At 57.4% G+C, this 21240-nt stretch carries 23 protein-coding genes; 10 read left to right on the top strand and 13 right to left on the bottom strand.

Features of this window, described 5'->3' with window-relative positions:
• Window positions 1-264, top strand: a 264-nt coding sequence (locus HHJ19_RS16160) for a hypothetical protein (RefSeq protein WP_296908891.1), incomplete at its 5' end; no start/stop codon positions are given.
• Window positions 265-456: 192 nt separating this feature from the next.
• On the opposite strand, the gene HHJ19_RS16165 is transcribed toward HHJ19_RS16160, so the two are convergent.
• From HHJ19_RS16165 to lexA, 3 genes are all read right to left on the bottom strand, one after another.
• Entirely contained in the window at window positions 457-1464 is a 1008-nt protein-coding gene (locus tag HHJ19_RS16165) for a D-2-hydroxyacid dehydrogenase family protein (RefSeq protein ID WP_296908892.1), read from the bottom strand.
• Window positions 1465-1688: 224 nt separating this feature from the next.
• Window positions 1689-2075: a hypothetical protein gene (locus HHJ19_RS16170; protein WP_296908893.1), complete on the bottom strand. Its 387-nt coding sequence runs from the start codon at window positions 2073-2075 to the stop codon at window positions 1689-1691.
• Between the two features lie 135 nt (window positions 2076-2210).
• A complete protein-coding gene (lexA, locus tag HHJ19_RS16175) occupies window positions 2211-2915 on the bottom strand; it encodes a transcriptional repressor LexA (RefSeq protein ID WP_296908894.1) in 705 nt (234 codons plus the stop codon).
• A 132-nt stretch (window positions 2916-3047) separates the two neighbouring features.
• Here lexA and HHJ19_RS16180 point away from each other — a divergent pair, with 132 nt between their 5' ends.
• Window positions 3048-3998, top strand: coding sequence for an asparaginase (locus tag HHJ19_RS16180; RefSeq protein WP_296908895.1), 951 nt, complete (start codon window positions 3048-3050; stop codon window positions 3996-3998).
• 69 nt (window positions 3999-4067) lie between these two features.
• Window positions 4068-5744, top strand: coding sequence for a M14 family zinc carboxypeptidase (locus HHJ19_RS16185; RefSeq protein WP_296908896.1), 1677 nt, complete (start codon window positions 4068-4070; stop codon window positions 5742-5744).
• 52 nt (window positions 5745-5796) lie between these two features.
• On the opposite strand, the gene adk is transcribed toward HHJ19_RS16185, so the two are convergent.
• The 6 genes from adk to HHJ19_RS16215 form a co-directional block, all read right to left on the bottom strand.
• Window positions 5797-6453, bottom strand: a complete 657-nt coding sequence (gene adk, locus HHJ19_RS16190) for an adenylate kinase (RefSeq protein WP_296908897.1) — start codon at window positions 6451-6453, stop codon at window positions 5797-5799.
• A gap of 195 nt (window positions 6454-6648) precedes the next feature.
• The gene (gene kdsB, locus HHJ19_RS16195) at window positions 6649-7407 is read right to left on the bottom strand and encodes a 3-deoxy-manno-octulosonate cytidylyltransferase (protein WP_296908898.1); all 759 of its coding nucleotides are present in this window, start codon (window positions 7405-7407) and stop codon (window positions 6649-6651) included.
• A gap of 22 nt (window positions 7408-7429) precedes the next feature.
• On the bottom strand, window positions 7430-7612 hold the full coding sequence (locus HHJ19_RS16200) for a Trm112 family protein (RefSeq protein WP_296908899.1): 183 nt from the start codon (window positions 7610-7612) through the stop codon (window positions 7430-7432).
• Window positions 7593-8591, bottom strand: a complete 999-nt coding sequence (gene lpxK / locus HHJ19_RS16205) for a tetraacyldisaccharide 4'-kinase (RefSeq protein WP_296908909.1) — start codon at window positions 8589-8591, stop codon at window positions 7593-7595. Before lpxK ends, HHJ19_RS16200 begins: the two co-directional genes overlap by 20 nt.
• Before the next feature lie 98 nt (window positions 8592-8689).
• Window positions 8690-9118, bottom strand: a complete 429-nt coding sequence (locus tag HHJ19_RS16210) for a biopolymer transporter ExbD (RefSeq protein WP_296908900.1) — start codon at window positions 9116-9118, stop codon at window positions 8690-8692.
• Window positions 9115-9747, bottom strand: coding sequence for a MotA/TolQ/ExbB proton channel family protein (locus HHJ19_RS16215; protein WP_296908910.1), 633 nt, complete (start codon window positions 9745-9747; stop codon window positions 9115-9117). Before HHJ19_RS16215 ends, HHJ19_RS16210 begins: the two co-directional genes overlap by 4 nt.
• 340 nt (window positions 9748-10087) lie before the next feature.
• Here HHJ19_RS16215 and xseA point away from each other — a divergent pair, with 340 nt between their 5' ends.
• Window positions 10088-11404, top strand: a complete 1317-nt coding sequence (xseA, locus tag HHJ19_RS16220) for an exodeoxyribonuclease VII large subunit (RefSeq protein ID WP_366929419.1) — start codon at window positions 10088-10090, stop codon at window positions 11402-11404.
• Between the two features lie 62 nt (window positions 11405-11466).
• Window positions 11467-12048 carry a Fe-Mn family superoxide dismutase gene (locus tag HHJ19_RS16225; RefSeq protein ID WP_296908901.1) on the top strand — a complete coding sequence of 194 codons (582 nt, stop codon included), beginning with the start codon at window positions 11467-11469 and terminating at the stop codon, window positions 12046-12048.
• 70 nt (window positions 12049-12118) lie between these two features.
• Here the strand turns inward: HHJ19_RS16225 and HHJ19_RS16230 are convergent, their stop codons facing one another.
• Together HHJ19_RS16230 and HHJ19_RS16235 are read right to left on the bottom strand one after the other, a co-directional pair.
• A complete protein-coding gene (locus HHJ19_RS16230) occupies window positions 12119-12613 on the bottom strand; it encodes a DUF192 domain-containing protein (RefSeq protein ID WP_296908912.1) in 495 nt (164 codons plus the stop codon).
• A gap of 92 nt (window positions 12614-12705) precedes the next feature.
• Window positions 12706-12981: a cell envelope biogenesis protein TolA gene (locus HHJ19_RS16235; RefSeq protein ID WP_296908902.1), complete on the bottom strand. Its 276-nt coding sequence runs from the start codon at window positions 12979-12981 to the stop codon at window positions 12706-12708.
• Between the two features lie 209 nt (window positions 12982-13190).
• Here HHJ19_RS16235 and icd point away from each other — a divergent pair, with 209 nt between their 5' ends.
• The 4 genes from icd (at window position 13191) to sbcB (ending at window position 18989) form a co-directional block, all read left to right on the top strand.
• Window positions 13191-14450 carry an NADP-dependent isocitrate dehydrogenase gene (gene icd, locus HHJ19_RS16240; RefSeq protein ID WP_296908913.1) on the top strand — a complete coding sequence of 420 codons (1260 nt, stop codon included), beginning with the start codon at window positions 13191-13193 and terminating at the stop codon, window positions 14448-14450.
• 160 nt (window positions 14451-14610) lie between these two features.
• A complete protein-coding gene (clpS, locus tag HHJ19_RS16245) occupies window positions 14611-14979 on the top strand; it encodes an ATP-dependent Clp protease adapter ClpS (RefSeq protein ID WP_296908903.1) in 369 nt (122 codons plus the stop codon).
• Between the two features lie 80 nt (window positions 14980-15059).
• On the top strand, window positions 15060-17399 hold the full coding sequence (clpA, locus tag HHJ19_RS16250) for an ATP-dependent Clp protease ATP-binding subunit ClpA (protein ID WP_296908904.1): 2340 nt from the start codon (window positions 15060-15062) through the stop codon (window positions 17397-17399).
• A 147-nt stretch (window positions 17400-17546) separates the two neighbouring features.
• Window positions 17547-18989, top strand: coding sequence for an exodeoxyribonuclease I (gene sbcB, locus HHJ19_RS16255; protein WP_296908905.1), 1443 nt, complete (start codon window positions 17547-17549; stop codon window positions 18987-18989).
• A gap of 9 nt (window positions 18990-18998) precedes the next feature.
• Here sbcB and HHJ19_RS16260 read toward each other — a convergent pair whose 3' ends face one another.
• The gene (locus tag HHJ19_RS16260; protein ID WP_296908906.1) at window positions 18999-20099 is read right to left on the bottom strand and encodes a saccharopine dehydrogenase family protein; all 1101 of its coding nucleotides are present in this window, start codon (window positions 20097-20099) and stop codon (window positions 18999-19001) included.
• A gap of 135 nt (window positions 20100-20234) precedes the next feature.
• Between HHJ19_RS16260 and HHJ19_RS16265 the strand changes: the two genes are divergently transcribed.
• Complete coding sequence (locus HHJ19_RS16265; RefSeq protein WP_296908907.1) at window positions 20235-20666, top strand: Lrp/AsnC family transcriptional regulator; 432 nt, start codon at window positions 20235-20237, stop codon at window positions 20664-20666.
• Window positions 20667-20735: 69 nt separating this feature from the next.
• Here the strand turns inward: HHJ19_RS16265 and HHJ19_RS16270 are convergent.
• Window positions 20736-21240: glutathione S-transferase C-terminal domain-containing protein (locus HHJ19_RS16270; protein WP_296908908.1), on the bottom strand; the 505-nt coding region annotated here is incomplete at its 5' end.

Raw genomic sequence — 21240 nt, forward strand, 5'->3', positions numbered from 1 at the left:
GCCACCACCGATATGCAAGCGCTTTCAGCTCAATTGCAGGACCTGCCAGAGCTGCCGTCAATTGACGGAAAAGACGTTGATCCTACCCGGCCGCTTGCCTCTCACCGGCTGGGCCTTGACATTGATTTAAGCTTCTCTTCTGATGAACCCGAGGTGCCTCGATCGGCGGTTGTCGCCGGGATCGCTGCCACAGAGACGCCGCCCAATTTCACCCACGAATTGCTCGAATTCGACGTGTTTCCAGTTGACCGGTCCGCGCGCTAAAACTGGGTGTGTATAGCAAAGTGCTCTTGATGAGCTGGCGTAACAGGGATTTCCCGCTTTGCTATCCTTGTCGCAAATCGCCCGTCATGCGGTCTGCCGAACCAAGCCACGCCTGCGCCGTTGGGCACAGTAGCAAGTTGACCGCCTCTGGCGCAGCATCGATCTTCTGCCATGGACTCCGGCTACCCCGTGCTAGCGCCTTACCTGCAAGGCGCCCGGGTTAACGATGTTACTGGGCGTGCCCTTGATGAAGTTGACGATGTTGTCAAATGCCGCGCCGAAATACATCTCGTAACTGTCTTGCTCAACGTAGCCGATATGCGGCGTGCAGATGCAATTTTCCAGTCGTAGCAACGCGTGACCTTGCAAGATCGGTTCTGATTCAAAGACATCAACGGCGGCCATGCCCGGACGTCCCCGGTTCAACGCGGCTATCAGGGCATCGGGCTCAATCAGCTCGGACCGCGACGTGTTTACAAGCAATGCCGTAGGCTTCATGCGTGAGAGGTCTTCCAGTGTAACGATACCAGCGGTTTCTTCGTGCAGGCGCAGGTGAAGGCTGATGATGTCGCATTGTTCAAAGAACTCCTTTTTGCTGGCCGCCAACTCAAAGCCGTCTGCCTGGGCCCGTTCACGTGAAGCTTCCCGCCCCCACACGACCACCCGCATGCCAAACGCCCTGCCGTAGCCTGCAATAATTTGTCCGATATTGCCGTAGCTCCAGACGCCCAGGGTTTTGCCCTTGAGTACTGACCCGAGGCCGAAATTGGGTGGCATGGAAGCGGCCTTGAGCCCTGCCTGCTGCCAGGCACCATGCTTTAAATGCGCGACGTATTGAGGCAGGCGCCGCATGGCCGCCATGACCAGAGCCCAAGTCAACTCAGCCGGAGCAACCGGCGACCCCATGCCCTCCGCAACCGCGATTCCGCGTTCCGTGCAAGCGGCAACGTCCAGATGCGGCCCGACACGACCGGTCTGCACCACCAGTTTGAGTCGGGGAAGTTTTTCGATGACCTGCCGATTCAGGTGGGTTCGTTCTCGAATCAACACAATCACGTCGGCGTCTTTAAGGCGTACTGAAAGTTGACCAATGCCCTTGACTGTGTTGGTGTAGACCTTGGCCGGGTAGGTGTCAAGTTTGGAAGCGCAGGCGAGCTTTCGCACTGCATCCTGGTAATCGTCAAGAATCACAATGTTCATGGCGATATTGTGCCTGCAAGATTTTTGCGTCCGCAATCTGCAGCAGCCCTCTGACGGTCAACTTGTGTCGGATGGCAACACGCGATCTCCCGTTGGGAAAGTGTGAGGCGCAGCAGGTCAAAATGGTGGAAAGACGCTTTTTGAGTGGCTGGCTTTGATTGGCGCCAACTGCTGGACGCGGACGTCTGAGCCAGAGATATCCTGCAGGGGATACCCTGCTAGTTTTAATGCGTCGTGGTTTCTCGCTGACTCATGCGTTCCAGTTCTGCGCAAACATCTGCCATACGCCCTGAAATAACCATACGGCCGGCGCAGCACGGGCTGACAGCCGAATCAAACTCCCGCACAATCCGCAACTGGCTGCCGGACGAGGGTTTCGGCGCTATCTTTCCAGAAGGAAGACCAACCAGAACTGCAATAGTCGCACGGAGTGGCACTTCGGTAGCGTCAGGTCCGAAGTGCAGCACCATCTGCTGCGCCCTTCGCTGTGTTCTTGACGGTGTGCGTAATGGCTTTTCAATGTTCCGTGCGGGGATAAACCATGCCGCCAAGGCCTGAACCGGCGCTGCCAACAACGACAGCATTGAGGTGCTTGAAAAATCGATTCCCATGATGAACTCCTGTTTGAGAGAGGTTTACACAGGCAGGATTCAAGCCGGCTCTGAAACCGGCGGAGCCGCAGCATCAGGGTGTTGGTCATTTGTGACCAAACGCCCGCCACCTGTTGCGCAGCTGAAATGGAATGCTTAACCCGGCATGGAGTTTCGAATCAGGCCCACCGCCAGACCTTCGAGTTCGAACGGCTCCCCGGGGTTGACCACAATGGTTTTGAAGTCCGGGTTTTCAGGCAACAGCTCAATCAGCGACCTGGTTCGGCGAAAGCGCTTCACGGTGACCTCGTCGCCGAGCCGGGCCACGACAATTTGGCCGTTTTTTGCTTCCTTGGCCTGTTTGACAGCAAGCAAGTCGCCGTCCATGATGCCGACATCGCGCATGCTCATGCCGCGTACCTTGAGCAGGTAGTCAGGTTGCTGCTGAAAAAGGCTGCTTTCAAAATAATAGGTGCGGTCTATATGTTCCTGCGCAAGAATCGGGCTGCCCGCAGCCACCCGCCCGACCAAAGGCAGGCAGAGTTGACTCAGACTCTGCAAAGGCAGGGAAAATTGCGCCATTCGGGATGCGTTCAAGGACCGCAGAGTGTCACCGCGCAGGCGTATGCCGCGTGAAGTGCCGCTAACCAGCTCAATGACTCCCTTGCGGGCCAATGCCTGTAAATGTTCTTCCGCGGCGTTGGCGGAGCGAAAACCAAGTTCGGTTGCTATCTCGGCACGTGTAGGCGGTGCGCCGGTGCGGGCAATGGCGTTCTCAATCAGCTCCAGAATTTGTTGCTGGCGCGCTGTGAGCTTGGGACTGCCGGACGCGAGATGAGGAAAGTCACTAAGGGTGCTCATGACTGAAAGCTCCATGGTTAACAATCGGGCTGAAATTTGACACGCTTGCATAACGACCTGGACTGCTAGCTGTTTTAATATCCAGTACATGTATTTTCATACAGTTTTTCATCAAACGCAAGCTTACGCTTTATGACGCACAAAAAAATAGTGGTTTTAGGTACTGGTGGCACGATTGCAGGCCGGGCGGGCAGTGCCTCGGACAACATTGGCTACACCGCTGCACAGGTCGGTATTGCCCAGTTATTGATGGCGATTCCCGCCATTGCCGGGACAGGATCGGTCATCGTCGAGCAAGTCGCGCAAATTGACAGCAAGGACATGAGCTTCGCGCTCTGGTCGCAACTGGCTGCTCGTGTAAACCATTTTCTGGCGCGTCCAGATGTGCAGGGTATCGTCATCACCCACGGCACTGATACGCTGGAGGAAACGGCGTATTTTTTGCAGTCTGTGTGTCGACCGATGAAGCCGGTAATTCTGACCTGCGCTATGCGCCCCGCCACGGCATTGGTGCCGGACGGCCCTCAAAATGTGCTGGATGCCATAAGTGTTGCCTGGCATGCGGGTGCAATGGGCGTTGTGGCTGTCTGCGCGGGTACCATCCACAGCGCGTTTGATGTGCAAAAAGTGCATCCCTATCGGCTCAATGCCTTTAGTTCGGGTGATGCTGGGGCGTTGGGTTATGTGGAGGAGGGGCGGCTCAGATTGTTGCGAAATTGGCCTCTTGTCCAGGAAGTACGGCCCCTATGCGCTATTGATATAATAGCAAAATTGGCCGACCCCGCAAAGTGTCCGCGCGTCGAAATCGTCATGAGTTACGCGGGAGCCAGCGGGGCAATCGTGCAGGCGCTGGTGGCACAGGGTGTGCAAGGCCTGGTGGTCGCCGCGACGGGCAATGGAACTATTCACCACGCACTCAAAGCGGCTTTGCTTGAGGCCCAAACTTCAGGCGTGAAGGTGGTTCGCGCAACACGCTGCGTCAACGGCCAGGTTTTGGCCATGCCAGGCGACCCCATTTCGGATTCAAAAGGCTTGACGCCAGTGAAGGCGCGGGTGGCCATGATGCTTGAGCTGCTGGGATAAAGTTGCGCTTCGAGGTTTACGCGGGCAAGCTGGAATTTTTTTCAACCCATCCATTCAGGCTCGTTCAACATGCAGACTCCCTACGAACAAGGCAATCAGAACCAGACCACGACATGGGAGCTTTGCATCCGGTTTTACGAGGATTTGGCGCAGCAGTTCCCCGGATTGCTCCGGTTTTCACAAATAGGGATCTCCGACGCGGGCCAACCACTGCACGCCGGCGTCTTCAGCGCTGATGGGGTTTTTGGGCGCGACGAAGTCAGGCTTGCCGACCGGCTGGTGTTCTTCAACAACAACGGTATGCATCCTGGCGAGCCAGAGGGGATCGACGCCTGCATGGCGCTGGTGCGCGACCTGTGCATGGACCCGGCTCGCCGGGCCGCCCTGGGCTCTGCCGTGTATCTGTTCATTCCGGTTTATAACGTGGATGGCTGCCTCAACCGCAACATCACCAGCCGCGTCAACCAGGACGGCCCCGAGTCTTTCGGCTTTCGCGGCAACAGCCTTCATCTCGATCTCAACCGCGACTTCATCAAGTGCGACAGCCTGAATGCCAAGGTGTTTAACCAGTTTTTCAGCGCTTGGGACCCGGATGTGATGGTCGACACCCACACCTCAAACGGCGCTGATTACCCCTACACCATGACCCTTATTCACACCCAGGCCGACAAGCTGGGCAGCGGGCTCGGCGCTTTTCTGCGCGAGACCATGCTGCCCGCCATTTACAGCGCCATGGAAGGAAGAGGCTGGCCGACCTGTCCGTATGTCAACCCGGTGCACGGTAGCCCGGACAAGGGCATTGCCGACTTTCTGGAAACGCCCCGCTTTTCCACGGGTTACGCAGCCTTGCACCACACCATCGGATTCATGCCTGAGACGCATATGCTCAAGCCGTTTGCGGATCGGTATGCATCGATGCGCGCGCTGCTTGACGTGACGCTGCAATTCACGGTGCAACATGCCGGTCAGATCCAGGCCTTGCGGCGAGCTGCCAAGGCGCGGGGACGCCAGCAAACACATTGGCCTGTCAGCTGGATAATTGATGAGTCTCATCCTTCCCGGCTCCGTTTCAAAGGTTACGAAGCGGTTTACCGTCCCAGCCTGCTGGGCGACTACCAGCGACTTTCCTATGACAGGTCGCAGCCCTGGGAACGCGACATCGCGTGGTATACCCATTTCGTCGAGGACGTAGTGGTTCGCGCGCCGGTGGCTTATGTCGTGCCGCAAGCCTGGCGTGCAATAACGGAACGGCTTGCTTGGAACGGTGTGCAGATGGAGCGTGTGAATGCGGTGCGGTCCGTCACGGCACAGGTTTACCGCATTGATTCGGTAAAAAGCTCCCCTGGCTCCTACGAAGGTCACCTGTTCCATGAAAAGATGACGCTCGAAACCGACACCGAACCAGTCGAATTGCAGGTGGGTGATTACTGGATTCCCGTGCGCCAGGACAAAGCCCGTTACATCGTGGAAACTTTGGAGCCGCAGGCCCATGACAGCTTTTTTCGCTGGGGATTTTTCAACAGCATTCTGGAAAAAAAAGAGAGATTTTCCAACTATGTCTTTGAGGACATGGCGCTGCAGCTCCTGCAGGAAGAACCCGTGCTGAACGCAAAGTTTGAGCAGTGGAAAATAAAAAACCCGACATTGCAGACAATTCAAAGCCGGGTGCTGGGCTTTGTTTTCGAGAACTGTGAGCGCTTTAATGAACCTCAGTGGCGCAGATACCCGGTGCTAGCTATTTTCTGAAGGCAGGGCACGGCACATAAAAAGGCTGACCAGCAGATTAGCCTTTTTTCCCTCAGCTCGCCAGTGCTTTGAAGGCTCTCTCGGTGATCTTGTCAACCTCGCCCATGCCACTGATGGCACAGTATTTCGGTGCGTCACCGGGTGCGGCCTTGGCCCAGCTGGAGTAGTACTCCACCAGCGGACGGGTTTGCGCGCTGTACACCGCCAGGCGCTTGCCGACGGTTTCTTCCTTGTCGTCCTCGCGCTGGATCAGCGGCTCTCCGGTCACGTCGTCCTTGCCTTCAACCTTGGGTGGGTTAAATTTGACGTGGTAGGTGCGACCGGAAGCCGGATGCGAACGGCGTCCGCTCATGCGCTCGATGATGGCCTCAAATGGCACGTCGATCTCCAGCACGTAGTCCAGCTTGACACCGGCTGCCTTCATCGCGTCGGCTTGGGGAATGGTGCGCGGAAAGCCGTCAAACAAAAAGCCTTGGGTGCAGTCGGGCTGGGCAATGCGCTCCTTCACAAGATTGATGATCAAGTCGTCACCGACCAGGCCGCCAACGTCCATGACCTTTTTAGCTTCAAGGCCCAGCGGCGACCCGGCCTTGACGGCTGCGCGCAGCATGTCGCCAGTGGAAATCTGCGGGATGCCATATTTTTGGCATATGAAAGTCGCTTGCGTCCCTTTGCCCGCGCCAGGCGCGCCCAACAAAATCAGTCTCATGGATGTCCTCGGATTTTTATCAATTCTGAAAGTCTAGCCGGACAGTCGGTACACCGACTACCCCCATATGGTGGATGGCAAACATTGAGGGCTGCCAGCACGAACAACAGACCTCACGGCTATTTCGATCAAGGATAGCATGTACGGAACTGACAGCAGCTTACGCAGGCGCTGAACCGGCCACCCACTTTTCAGCTACACAAACAGCCGGCGTGCCCGATCAAGATCTTCGGGCGTGTCTACACCGGGCCCGGGTGCCTGGTCGGTGACATGGACAGCAATTTTGTAGCCATGCCAGAGGGCACGCAGTTGTTCGAGCGATTCGAGTTGCTCCAGTGGCGCCTGTGGCAGCGTGGGAAACAGCCGCAAAAAACCGGCCCGGTAAGCATAAATACCCACATGCCGAAGCGGCTTTGGCAAGGTGCTGCCGGACTTCCACCAAGCCATGCCGGCAAAGTCACGCGCTGCCGGGATCGGTGCGCGGCTGAAATAAAGCGCGGTCTGACGCGCATCCAGCACCACCTTGACGATATTCGGATTGAGCAAGTCGGCCTGCTGCTCAATCGAATGCGCGGCCGTGCTCATGGCGCAGTCAGGGCGCTGGTGGAGCAGACCGGCCACGGCGTCAATAAGTGACGGCTCTATGAGCGGCTCGTCACCCTGCACGTTGACCACGATGTCATCGTCGCCCAGGCCGAGCAGGCGGCTGGCCTCGGCAAGCCGGTCACTGCCACTGGAGTGGTCAAGGCGAGTCAACACGGCCTCAATATCGAAGGCGTCGCATCTTTCGATGATTTCGGCGCTGTCGGCAGCCACCACGGTACGCCGTGCGCTGCTTTGCATGGCACGCTGCGCCACGCGCACAACCATGGGCGCGCCCTTTATGTCGGCCAGTGGTTTGTTCGGCAAGCGGGTCGATGCCAGGCGGGCAGGAATGAGAACGATGAAACTCATAGCGACGCGGAGCTGGCAGCCATTACAAGCCAAGCTCCTCGTCGCTAAGCGTTCGCGCTTCGTTTTCCAGCAACACCGGAATTCCGTCCCGTACCGGATAGGCAAGCCGGGCGCTGCGCGAAACAAGTTCCTGTTTCTCACGGTCGTATTCAAGATGGCCTTTGGTCACGGGGCAGACCAGCAGTTCAAGTAATTTGGTGTCCATGGCTCAATGGTAGTTGAGAAAGTAACGGGGTCAGCAGCCTGTCCAGAGCGGTAAAGAAAGCAGTTTCGGGTAAAAAAATCAGTGGAACTGCCAGCAACCTTATCCCCTGCAGCGCTGGCAGTCTTGGGCGTGCGAACAGTTTGACCGCATCTTTTTCGGTGCACAGCACGGTCCGGCCCTCGAAAACGCTCCAATCCTCATTCCTGAAATCATGGTGATCCGGCAGCGAAAGCGTCTTTTCCAGCGTCAAATCCTGGGCCCGCAACATGGCAAAAAATGCTTGTGGATTGGCAATGCCGGCCAGTGCGACCAATGGTTGGCCGCGCAGGGCGCTTAAAGCCACCACACTGCCGTCGGCAGCCAGCGCATGCGCTGCCAGTTGCCGGCTTGAGGTAAATCCTGCAAAGGCCGGTTTCTGGCCGGTGTGCAGCACCAGGTCCAAGCCTTGGCATCGGCGCTCAGGCCAGGGTTCACGCAGCGGCCCGGCTGGCAGCAACCAGCCATTGCCCACGCCACGGTCATCAAACACGGCAATTTCGATGTCGCGCTGCAAGGCATAGTGCTGCAAGCCATCGTCGCACACCACCAAGGCAGTAGCGGGGTAGGCGGCCAGCAGGGCGCGCAAGGCATCGGCGCGTCTGTGCGCTACAAAAACAGGAGCGCCTGTAGACCGTACTATAAGGACCGGCTCGTCACCAGACTCATAAACAGGGGTTTCCGGCCGGACCTCAAGACTTTTGTCACCCGAACGCCCGTAGCCACGCGAAACCACGCCTACCTGTAGTCCCCGCGACTGCAGGTGCCTGACCAACGCCATCACCAGCGGAGTTTTTCCGGCACCACCGGCCACCACATTGCCAACCACGATCACCGGTATGCTGAAGCGTTCGGTCGAAAGGAAGCCGCGCCGGTAAAGCGTTTGGCGCAACTGCACCAGAATTCGATGTAATTGCGCCACTGGCCACAGCAGGCGAGCCATCCATTCGCGTTTGAGCCAGGCTTGCTGCAGTAGGTGTTTCACGCGTACGCGGCCATTTTTAAAAAAAGGGGGCAAGAGCGAAGTGGCCGTCCATAAAGTTACTTTGCGAGCGCCTGAGCGATGCCCTGAGTGGCAAAGGTGATCTGCGTCAATCCCTGACGCCGGGCCGCTTCCATCACGGTGATGACGGCCTGGTGCGTGGCGCTGGCATCTGCGCTGATGATGATGACACTGTCTTTGCCCGCCTTGGCGGCCTCGGCCAGCGCAGCCCCGAGCACCTCGATGCTGCGGCCTTGCACCATGGTCTTGTTGACCATGTAGCGGCCGTCGCTGCTGACGGCCACGATGACTTCCCTGGGATAATCGCGCTGTTGCTCGGCATCGGCTGCTGGCAATTTGACCTGCAACTCGGTGAATTTGCTGTAGGTGGTCGACAGCATCAGAAAGATCAGCACCACGAGCAGTACATCGATGAACGGAATCAGGTTGATTTCCGGCTCGTCGTGCGGGTGAGGACGGAAATTCATTTTCTGAGGGTATTGAGGTGACGGACGAAGCGTTCAGCTGCCAGCTCCATAGTCAGGAGGTAGCTGTCAACGCGGGCACGGAAATAGCGCCAGAAAATTAACGACGGTATCGCAATCATCAAACCAAAAGCAGTGTTGTACAACGCCATTGAAATGCCTTGCGCCAGCTGCGCCGGGTTGCCGCCCACGGAGTTCCCGGCAGCGCCTGCCTGCGATCCAAAAATTTCGATCATGCCGATTACCGTACCCAGCAACCCCAGCAATGGCGCTGCAGAAGCAATAGTGGCAAGTGCCGCAAGATAGCGTTCCAGTTCGTGCGCAGCCTGACGCCCTGCGCCTTCCAGCGTGGATCGCAAATCGTCTTCGCTGATGTGCGGGTTGACATTGATCGCGCGAAAGCCGCTGGCCAGCACCTCGCCAAGCAGAGAATTCTGTTCCAGCTTGGTCACGACGTCCGGTGACGGGACAGCGGAGCGCGAGACAGTGATCGCTTCGTCGAGTAGTTTGACGGGAGCAATCTTGGGCCTTTTCAGACTGGAAAAACGTTCAATGACCAGCGCCAGTGCCAGGATGGAGCAGGCAACCAGCGGCCAGATCGGCCAGCCTGCAGCTTGTATGATCGAAAACAATGCACATCTCCAGTCGAATAAATGTGTTGGATTATGTCCCACCAAAACCAGACAAGCCTTCTGATTTAACACTTGGTTGGTGAATGTTTTCAAACCCGGGTTTGTAAGACATAACCCACAGAAGTTGTGGATAACTTTGTGGGCAAGTAATGGCCTAGACGCTCGCAAGCCGCGCTAGATCTTGCTTGCAGCAAATCGATTAAAATTTAAGCAGCAATAAGTTATTTAAAATCAATGAGTTATACGAATCTATTGGCGCATTCGCATGAATCTTTCAGGTGGAAGCCCGCGGGAGGCCGTTCTGTGGATGATTACCCCAGTGAAATAAAGGGGTTTGGCCATTTTTGATGTCCCACACCCTGCCGCTGCGTCCTCTTTGCAACGTGACTTGGGCGTAAGGGTGTGGCCGGTGGGCTCGCTTTTGCGGGCGATTGCCGATTGCCTCGAGGCCCGTTTCAATCCTGTCGCGGTGCAGGGCGAACTCACCGGTTTTTCGCGCGCCGCCAGCGGCCATTGCTATTTTTCCCTGAAGGACGAGCAGGGCCAGATTCGCTGCGCCATGTTTCGGCGGGCCGCTGGGCTGCTCGATTTTTCTCCGCGCGACGGGCAACTGGTGGAATTGCGCGGCCGACTGGGCGTGTACGAGCCACGCGGAGAATTGCAACTGGGGGTCGAGTCGATGCGGCAGGCCGGGCAGGGCAATCTGTTCGAGCAATTCCTGCTGCTCAAGGCCAGGCTTGAAGCGGAGGGCCTTTTTGAGGCTGCCCGCAAGCGACCTTTGCCAATGCTGCCGCGGGGCATCGGCGTCGTCACCTCGTTGGGCGCCGCAGCCCTGCACGACGTTGTCACTGCATTGCAGCGTCGAGCGCCGCATATTCCGGTAGTGCTTTATCCTGCCAGTGTCCAGGGCAGTCAAGCCGCTGGCGAGCTTCGCGAAGCTGTGCTGAAGGTTTCCCGGCGATGGAACAAAGACCAGGTCGATGTGTTGCTGCTGGTTCGAGGTGGCGGTGCAATGGAAGATTTATGGGCCTTTAACGATGAGCAACTGGCCCGCGCCATCGTCGCTTCGCCCGTGCCAGTCATAAGTGGCGTCGGACATGAAACGGATTTCACCATTGCGGATTTTTGCGCCGATGTGCGCGCGCCCACGCCCACCGCAGCGGCCGAGCTTTGCGCGCAACCGCAAAGCGTCTGGCTCGGCGCGCTGGGCTTGGTTTTCGCGCGTCTGCAAAACGGCGTGGACCGGCAGATGCAGACACAGACCCAGCGCCTGGACTGGGCCATGTCGCGCGTGAGTCGGCCCTCGCATCTTGTGACTCGCCAGCACGCGCGTCTGGCCGGGCTGGCGCAAAGCCTGAAGCACGCGACGCGCTCAGCGCTGAGACAGGAGCAGTTCCGTGTGCAGTCGCTGGGCGCTGCCTTGCCGCGAGAACTGGCGAGCAACCTGCAGGGAAGTCAAGATCAACTCGAACGCGCCCAGTTGCGTCTTGAACTGCTGGACCCCAAACTGGTCTTGCGCCGCGGTTATGCGTGGCTGGCCGACATGCAGGGTGTGCCAGTGACGGCCGCGAAAATGACCCGTATCGGTCAGCCGGTGCGTGCTACCCTTACCGATGGGGAGGTCGATTTGACTGTCTCCGCACCCCGACTCATTTAGTTTTTAGAATGCTTCCGAGTTGTCGCTGGATATCTCATCATTAACCCCCACGAGGAAAAATCATGGAACACAAACTTCACCCACTTCCGTATGCGATTGACGCCCTGGCTCCGCAGTACAGCCAGGAAACACTTGAGTATCACCATGGAAAGCACCATAACGCGTATGTGGTGAACCTCAACAACCTACAAAAGGGGACAGAGTTTGAATCCATGACGCTTGAAGAGATTGTGAAGAAGTCCAGCGGCGGCGTGTACAACAACGCAGCCCAGACATGGAATCACACCTTTTTCTGGAATTGCATGAAACCTGCAGGCGGCGGCGAGCCAAACGGTGCCCTGGCAGCGGCCATCAATGCCAAATTTGGCACTTACGCAGCGTTCAAGGAAGCATTTGTCAAATCAGCAGTCGGCAATTTCGGCTCAGGTTGGACGTGGCTGGTCAAAAAAGCTGATGGCAGCGTGGATATCGTCAACACCGGCGCTGCGGGCACGCCCCTCACCACAGCCGACAAGGCATTGATGACGGTAGATGTCTGGGAGCATGCCTACTACATCGACTACCGCAACCAGCGGCCAAAGTTTGTCGAGACCTATCTGTCCAATCTGGTGAACTGGAGTTTTGCCGAAGCCAACTTTGCATAAAGTCCGCTTGTCGACATAAGCCCGCAAAAAAGCCGACTGGAAGCCGGCTTTTTTGCCGCAGATGCAATGATCAGCGCTTCGCTTCAAATAGCGAACCACCGAGCTTGCTGCCCGACTTGATGCCTCTTTTCGCGAACCAGCCCTTGTTCATTTCCAGAACGTAACGAACCGGCTGGGTGGAACAATGCGAATCCGTGGTTTGCGGCTTCATGTCTGCCATATTGATAATGCTGCCATCATCCGCCACGAAAGCTGCAGACAAAGGCAGCAATGTGTTTTTCATCCAGAAGCATTGCTGGCTTGCCTGCTCGAAGACAAAAATCATACCTTCGTGCTGCGGCATTTCCTTGCGCATCATCAGGCCAATCTCGCGTTGCTCAGGCGTCAGCGCCACTTGCGCATCAATGACATACATGCCGGCTGACAACTTGGTGCGCTGCAGATTCATCTGCGGCACTGCTTGAGCCGATGCTTGGAATGACGCAAGAAGCGCAGCGGCTGCCAACGCTGCAAACAGGCTCTGGCAGATTTTTTCGAAAACAAAAGTAGCCGCGTTGAAGCTCATGGACGCACCCCGATGGAATTGATTTTTCAGCATGGACGGCGCCCATTAAAAAGCCCGCACAAAGCGGGCATTTTGACCTAAGTCAGAAGGAATTACTTCTTGACTTCGGCTTTCTTGGCTGCAACTTCAGCTTTTTTTGCTGCAGCGGCATCAGCCTTGGCCTTTTTTGCGGCATCTGCCTTTTCTTTCTTCGCGGCTTTTGCTGCGGCTTTCTCTTCTTTCGTCATGGCTGCTTTCTTTGCAGCAGGGGCAGCAGAAGCAGCAGGGGCGGCAGAAACAGCAGGGGAGCTAGCAGGCGCTGCAGGCGTTTGTGCGTAAACGCCAACAGCGAAGAGGCCGGCGATCAAAGTTGCGAGGATCTTGTTCATTTGGATTTCCTTGGGAAGTTTGGTAATGTCATCAAAAAAAACACCCCGAACCTTTCGGAGGCAATACCGTAACGAAGCGCATTTGCAAACCGTTGACAGATTTTCATGAATTTTTCCAAAAATCTTTTGGGGCTAAAATTTAGTGGTTTTTACCTAACCTGCTAAAAGTGGCGTGTTGCAAGGCGCCATCAATGCTCACCCGGAGACTTCTGCACATGTACCAGCACATCAAAGTGCCCGCCCAAGGCCAAAAAATCACTGTCAATGCCGACAATTCGCTCAATGTGCCCAATGAGCCCATCATTCCGTACATCGAAGGTGACGGAACTGGTGTGGACATCTCTCCGGTTATGCTGAAAGTGGTTGATGCTGCGGTGGCCAAAGCTTACGGTGGCAAGAAAAAAATCCACTGGATGGAGGTGTTTGCCGGTGAAAAGTCAACCAAGGTATACGGACCAGACGTATGGTTGCCTGAAGAAACCTTGCACGCCATCAAAGACTATGTGGTGTCTATCAAGGGGCCGCTGACGACGCCCGTGGGTGGCGGCATCCGCAGCCTGAACGTGGCGCTGCGACAGGAACTGGACCTCTATGTCTGTCTGCGGCCCATTCAATACTTCGCAGGCGTCCCTTCGCCGGTGAAAGAGCCCCAAAAAACCAACATGGTGATTTTCCGTGAGAATTCGGAAGACATCTACGCCGGTATCGAATTCGAATCTGGCAGCGACAAGGCCAAGAAGCTCATCAAGTTCCTGCAGGATGAACTGGGCGTCAAGAAAATCCGCTTCCCCAATACTTCCGGCATCGGCATCAAGCCTGTTTCCAGCGAAGGAACCGAGCGCCTGGTGCGTAAAGCCATCCAGTACACGATTGACAATGACAAGTCCAGCATGACCATCGTGCACAAGGGCAACATCATGAAGTACACCGAAGGTGGCTTTCGAGACTGGGCTTACGCATTGGCACAAAACGAGTTTGGTGCCGAACTGATCGACGGCGGCCCGTGGTGCAAGTTCAAAAACCCGAAAACGGGCAAGGACATTATCATCAAGGACGTTATTGCCGATGCATTCCTGCAGCAAATTTTGCTACGGCCTGCGGAATATAGCGTGATTGCCACCTTGAATCTGAACGGTGACTACATCTCCGATGCGCTGGCAGCCCAGGTCGGCGGAATTGGAATTGCCCCGGGCGCCAACCTGAGCGATACCATCGCGATGTTTGAAGCCACGCATGGCACCGCGCCAAAATACGCTGGCAAGGACTACGTCAACCCCGGTTCACTGATTCTGTCTGCCGAAATGATGCTGCGTCACATGGGTTGGCTTGAGGCCGCTGACCTGATCATCAGCTCGATGGAGAAATCCATTGAATCCAAGAAGGTTACCTATGACTTTGCTCGTCTCATGGAAGGCGCAACCCAGGTAAGCTGCTCCGGTTTCGGCCAGGTCATGATCGACCATATGTAACAAAAGCCGATCGTTTTTTTGCCATGCCGCCCGGGAGCAATCCCGAGGCGGTTTTTTTATGCTCAGCGGCGGCGTGGCAACCGACGCTTGAATGTCGTGTCATCGCCACCAATTGACCTGTCAGGCTTACCGGACGGCTGTGATGGCTAGAATGATTTACATGGCAACCAAATCCCCCAAATCTCCGGCGCTTCCGCCAGCTCCCGCGATCAAGCCCGACGAGGTCGGTGGCGGAGATTCGGTCGTGCTCGAGCGCCGCCCCCAAAAGACAAAACCGCCGCAGATGTATCAGGTGGTGCTGCTGAACGACGACTACACGCCGATGGAATTTGTCGTTGTGGTGATACAGGAGTTTTTCAACAAGGACAGGGAAACCGCGACGCAGATCATGCTGAAGATTCACCTTGACGGCAAAGGCATATGTGGGGTTTTTTCCCGAGACATGGCTGCCACCAAGGTTGATCAGGTGACGGAAGCGGCCCGAAAAAATGGCCATCCACTGCAGTGTGTCAGCGAGCCCATTGAATAATCCGGAATTCGGCCAATATGCCCTGAAGAGACGAGTCGAGTCAAGTAAAGTATCTACCGAGCAAGCCGAAAGGAAAATCTATGATTGCCCAAGAATTAGAAGTCAGCTTGCACATGGCCTTTGTAGAGGCACGCCAGCAACGCCACGAGTTCATTACCGTTGAACACCTGTTGCTGGCCTTGCTGGACAATCCCAGTGCAGCCGAAGTACTGCGCGCCTGTTCAGCCAATGTGGATGACTTGCGCAAGGCCCTGAGCAATTTCATCAAGGACAACACGCCCCAGGTCGCCGGCAGCGATGATGTCGATACGCAACCTACGCTGGGCTTCCAGCGCGTGATTCAGCGTGCCATCATGCATGTGCAGTCCACCGGCAGCGGAAAAAAGGAAGTCACTGGCGCCAACGTGCTGGTCGCAATTTTTGGCGAGAAGGACTCGCACGCGGTGTATTACTTGCATCAGCAGGGCGTCACGCGCCTGGATGTGGTTAATTTCATTGCCCACGGCATCAAGAAAAGCGATCCGCCCGAGCCAACCAAGGCGGGTGAAAGTGCAGCCGAAAACGAAGAGGGTAGTGAAAAGAACGAAAAGGCTTCTCCGCTTGAGCAGTTCACCATCAACCTCAACCAGCTGGCCAAAGAAGGCAAGATTGATCCGCTGATCGGCCGTCACTACGAGGTCGAGCGTGTCATCCAGATTCTTTGCCGTCGCCGAAAAAACAACCCGCTGCTGGTGGGTGAAGCCGGCGTGGGCAAAACGGCGATTGCCGAGGGCCTCGCCTGGCGCATCACGCAAAAAGATGTGCCTGAAATTCTGGCTGAAGCGCAGGTCTATTCGCTCGACATGGGCGCTCTGCTGGCCGGCACCAAATACCGTGGCGACTTCGAGCAGCGGCTCAAGGGCGTGCTCAAGTCTCTTAAAGACAAGCCCAACGGCATTTTGTTCATTGACGAAATCCATACACTGATCGGCGCCGGTGCGGCCTCTGGCGGCACGCTGGACGCGTCCAACCTGCTCAAGCCGGCCCTTAGCTCGGGCCAGCTCAAGTGCATTGGCGCCACCACGTTCACCGAATACCGCGGTATTTTCGAGAAAGACGCCGCGCTGTCTCGGCGTTTCCAGAAAGTCGATGTTGTCGAGCCGACGGTGCAGGAAACCGTCGACATCCTCAAAGGCTTGAAATCGCGTTTTGAAGAGCACCATGGCGTGAAATACGCGCTGGCTGCCCTGCAGGCGGCGGCCGAGCTCAGCGCCAAGTACATCAATGACCGCCATTTGCCCGACAAGGCGATTGACGTGATCGATGAGGCGGGCGCTGCCCAGCGGATCCTGCCGGCCAACAAGCGCAAGAAAACCATCACCAAGACCGAGGTGGAGGAAATCGTGGCCAAGATCGCGCGTATTCCTCCCGCCAATGTCTCCAACGATGACCGCGGCAAGCTCAAGACGCTCGAGCGCGACCTGAAAAGCGTGGTGTTTGGTCAGGACAAGGCGCTTGACGTGCTGGCGTCTGCCGTGAAGATGGCGCGTTCGGGCCTGGGCAAGGACGACAAGCCGATTGGCTCCTTCCTGTTCTCCGGCCCGACCGGCGTCGGGAAGACCGAAGCAGCCAAGCAGCTGGCCTACATCATGGGTATCGAGTTGATCCGCTTTGATATGTCGGAGTATATGGAGCGCCATGCCGTGAGCCGCCTGATTGGCGCGCCTCCGGGCTATGTGGGCTTTGACCAGGGTGGCCTGCTGACCGAGGCGGTGACCAAGAAGCCGCATTGCGTGCTGCTGCTTGATGAAATCGAAAAGGCGCATCCGGACATCTTCAACGTGCTGCTTCAGGTCATGGACCATGGCACGCTGACGGACAACAACGGGCGCAAGGCAGATTTCCGCAACGTGATCATCGTCATGACGACCAATGCTGGTGCAGAGACCATGAACAAGGCGACCATCGGTTTTACCAACCCGCGCGAAGCCGGCGACGAGATGGCGGATATCAAGCGCCTGTTCACGCCCGAGTTCCGCAACCGCCTGGATGCGGTGGTGAGCTTCAAGGCGCTGGATGAAACCGTCATCCTGCGCGTGGTCGACAAGTTCCTGTTGCAGCTTGAAACCCAGCTGGCCGAGAAAAAAGTCGAAGTGACCTTTACCGACACGCTGCGAAAATACCTGGCCAAAAAGGGCTTTGATCCGCTGATGGGCGCGCGGCCGATGCAGCGGCTGATCCAGGACACCATTCGCCGGGCGCTGGCTGACGAATTGCTGTTCGGGCGTCTGATCGATGGCGGTCGGCTGACCGTTGACATGAAGGTGACGACAGACGAGAAGGGTGTAGAGACGGGCGAAGTCCAGCTCGATATCCAGCCCCTGTCCAAACGCGAAGGCCGCGCCAAGCCGGAACCGGAAGCAACGGCAGAGACGAACTGACAGCGCGCATTTTCAGCCCTCCCCCAAAGGCCGGTAGCATCACGCTATCGGCCTTTTTCATTGTGCTATAAAAAAAGTAGCAAGCTATGACCATACTCGTTGGACAAGAGGCTGTTTTGGCTGAAAACTATTAAAAAACCCAAATTCATGGCTTCACACACTTTTCTCTGGCACGACTACGAAACTTTCGGTCTCAATACCCGCCGTGACCGGCCCGCGCAATTTGCCGGCATTCGCACTGATGCCGAACTGAATGAAGTTGGTGAGCCGCTGATGATTTATTGCCAGCCTGCCAACGATTATTTGCCCGACCCGGCGTCCTGCCTGATTACCGGCATCACCCCGCAGCATTGTCTGCAGCACGGCTTGCCCGAGCACGCATTTGCCACGCAGATCGAGCATCTGCTGGCCGAGCCTGGCACGATAGGCGTGGGCTACAACACCATCCGCTTTGATGATGAAGTGACGCGCTTCATGTTCTGGCGTAACCTGGTAGACCCGTATGGGCGCGAATGGCAAAACGATTGCGGCCGCTGGGATCTGCTCGATGTCGTGCGCATGGCTTATGCCTTGCGGCCTGAAGGCATCGCCTGGCCAGCGAAGGAGGATGGGAAGCCCAGCTTCAAACTCGAAGACCTTGCGCGTGCCAACGGGCTGCTGCACGAAGCGGCGCATGATGCCCTGTCCGACGTGCGTGCCACCATCGGGCTGGCGCGCGTTATTCGCAAAGCGCAGCCCAAACTGTTCGACTTTGCCTTGAGCCTGCACAAAAAAGACCGCGTCGCTGCCGAACTCGGCCTGCCCGCCAGCCGCCAGACCGCGCGGCCGTTTTTGCATGTCTCGGGGATGTTCCCTGCCGAGCGCGGCTGTCTGGCCGTCATGTGGCCGCTGGCCACCCACCCGACCAATAAAAACGAGCTGCTGGCCTGGGATTTGGCGTTTGACCCGAGCGAATTGCCGCTGCTTGACGTGGCCACGCTGCGCCAGCGGCTGTTCAGCAAATCGGCTGATTTGCCTGAGGGGGTGAAGCGGTTGCCGCTGAAATCAGTTCACCTCAACAAGTCGCCCATGGTGGTGCGCAAGCTGCAAACCCTCACGCTCCAGATGGCGGCGAAGTGGGGCGTGGACATGGATGAAGCACTGCGACATGCCGAAATCGCCGCCAACTTGCCTGACATGAGCGCTGTCTGGCCCGCGGTGTTTCAGCGGCCCAGGGAAACCGCGCCCGATGTGGACGAAGACCTCTATAACGGCTTCATCGGCGATGCGGACCGGCGGCGGCTGAACCAGTTGCGCGGCCTGTCGGCGGCTGAACTGGCGCACAGCCGCACCGGCTTTGATGATGATCGGCTTGAAGAACTGGTGTTTCGCTATCGCGCCCGTAATTTTTTTGACACCCTCACGCTCGAAGAATCGGGGCGCTGGGAAGCGCACCGAGCCGCGCGGCTGCTGGAAGGTGAAGGTGGGGCCCGAGGCGTGGACGCGCTGTTTGCCGAGATCGACACCCTGTCGGAATCCGCCGACGAGCGCGGTGAGGCCATTTTGGGCGCGCTCTATGACTACGCCGAGGCGATCGCTCCCGAGGCCTGAAGCAAGCGATCAGGCGGCGGCGCGTTCCGCCGCGGGCGCGTTATAGGCCATGCCAAAGCGGTTGGAGAGAAAGTCCGGCAGTGCAATGTCTTCCTGGCGGATGAAGCCGTGCGTGGGCAGGCGCCCAGTGGCCAGCAGGTCCAGCACGGTGCAGATACCGGCCGCTGTGGTGATCTGGATGGCGCTGAGCAGCGCACCGCCGACCACCTGGCTGTAGACCTTGTGCGCATAGGTTTCCTGCATCAGCCGGCCTTCGCGCAGCCCGCTGACGGTGACAAACACGATCACCACATCCTGCAGGGTGGTGGGAAGGGCGTTTTCCAGAATGTCCTTGAGTACGTTGCGGCGGTCGCGCAAACGCAAATCGTTGAGCAATGCCTTCATGATGGCTGCATGGCCGGGGTAGCGAATGGTCTTGTAATTGAGGTTGGTAACCCGGCCGGCAAGGGTGTCGCACAACGTGCCCAGACCGCCCGAGGTATTGAAGGCCTCGTAGGTCACGCCGTCAAGCGAAAACTCCTCGTGCTCGGCCAGCGGCGGCACCTGGCGCAACACGCCTTCAACGATGGCCTCGCAGGGCTCGCAGTATTCGTTGATGACGCCGTCAGTGCTCCAGGTCAGGTTGTAGTTAAGGGCATTTGACGGGTACTGCGGCAACGCGCCCACGCGCAGGCGCACGCTGTGCAGGCTGTCAAAGCGCCGGCACAGATCCGCCGCCACGATGGAGACAAAGCCCGGAGCCAGGCCGCATTGCGGGATCAGCGCTGACCCGGCCGCTTCGGCCAGTTCCCTGACGCGCCGGGTACTGGCCACGTCTTCGGTCAGGTCCAGGTAGTGCACTTTTTCGATCACAGCGGCCTCGGCAATTACCGCAGTAAGGTGAAACGGCGCCGCGCTCAACACGGCAAATTGCCCTTTCAATGCCGTGCGCAGGGCAATGGGGTCAGTGACATCCAGCGTTTGCAGCCGAACACCGGAAGTTGCCTGAATGCCTGCCAGCGCAGTCAGCGACGCGTCGGCCAGAGTCACGGCGTAGTCCGGGGTGGAGGACAGCAAGGCGGCGATGGTCGAGCCGATTTTCCCCGCGCCTGCGATCAGAATTTTTTTCATGAGTTTGCTTCTCGTGGTGGTTGCCGTGTTCCGTACGCATCAATTATTGATCTGCCTGGTGGCGGTTAGTAGTTTCAATTTATACAAATAGACAGCATAATTAATACAGATTAACTAGTAAAAACTACATTTAGTATGAGTCTCGACGTCATCGACCAAACCCTGCTTAACGAGCTGGGCGAAAACGCGCGCTGCCCGATGGCCTTACTGGCCCGCAAGGTCGGGCTGTCGCGCACAGCGGTGCAGGCCCGCATTGCGCGGCTTGAGCGGGACAAGGTGATCGTAGGTTACGGTGTGCGTAGCGGTGGCGCTTACGAACAGTCGATGGTCCAGGCCCATGTCATGCTCACGGTGGGCACAAAGCAGTCAGGCCAGGTGGAAGCGGCCTTGCGCAAGATAGCCGAGGTTCGCTCGCTGCTGTCGGTCAGCGGAAGCTTTGACATGATCGTCATTGTGCGGGCCAGTTCCATTGCGCGACTGGATGGACTGATCGACGCTATTGGCTTGCTTGATGGCGTGGAGCGCACCCGTACTTCGGTGGTGCTGTCGACGCGCTTTCAACGTTAGTAAATCCATGAAGAAACAGGGCTGAAGCGCCTGTCAAGCGCTCGCAGTCGGCTGTCGGGTTGATAGTGATCAGGCGCTTCGTGGAAAACGTACACCCGTCGTTCCCGGCACCCACGCCGGGTATTTTTCCATGCTGCAAGCGAACAGCTCGCATGCCAGCCAGGCCGCCAGCCAGCGCTGCAGGCCTGGCCATGGCTGCTGCTCGAACCAGGTCCTGTCGGTCTCAGCAAACTGGCGCACAAACGGCGCAATCGCCATGTCAGCCCAAGCCGCACGTTGGCCGAAGAGGCTGCTGGTTCCGTCAAGCTGCGTATTGAGTTGCGCCAGAAACCGGGCACCTTCCGCGCGGTGAACCAGGGCAAAACCTGCGCTGTTGCCTTCTGTGGGTGCAATTTCGTCGAGATAGCGTTCCGGGTATTTGTAGCGGTCCAGGTGCTGTTTGAAGCCGCTGTCGCACTGGATCATCAGCGCCTGCATGGACTGCAGTGAGCCGGTTTCAGGCCGCAACCACTGGCCGGAGTCGTTTTGCTCCAGCGCCCAGCGCATGATTTCCAGGCTTTGCGCTACCACTTGT

It is taken from the genome of Polaromonas sp. (genome assembly GCF_012927415.1).
Taxonomy (GTDB): domain Bacteria; phylum Pseudomonadota; class Gammaproteobacteria; order Burkholderiales; family Burkholderiaceae_C; genus Polaromonas.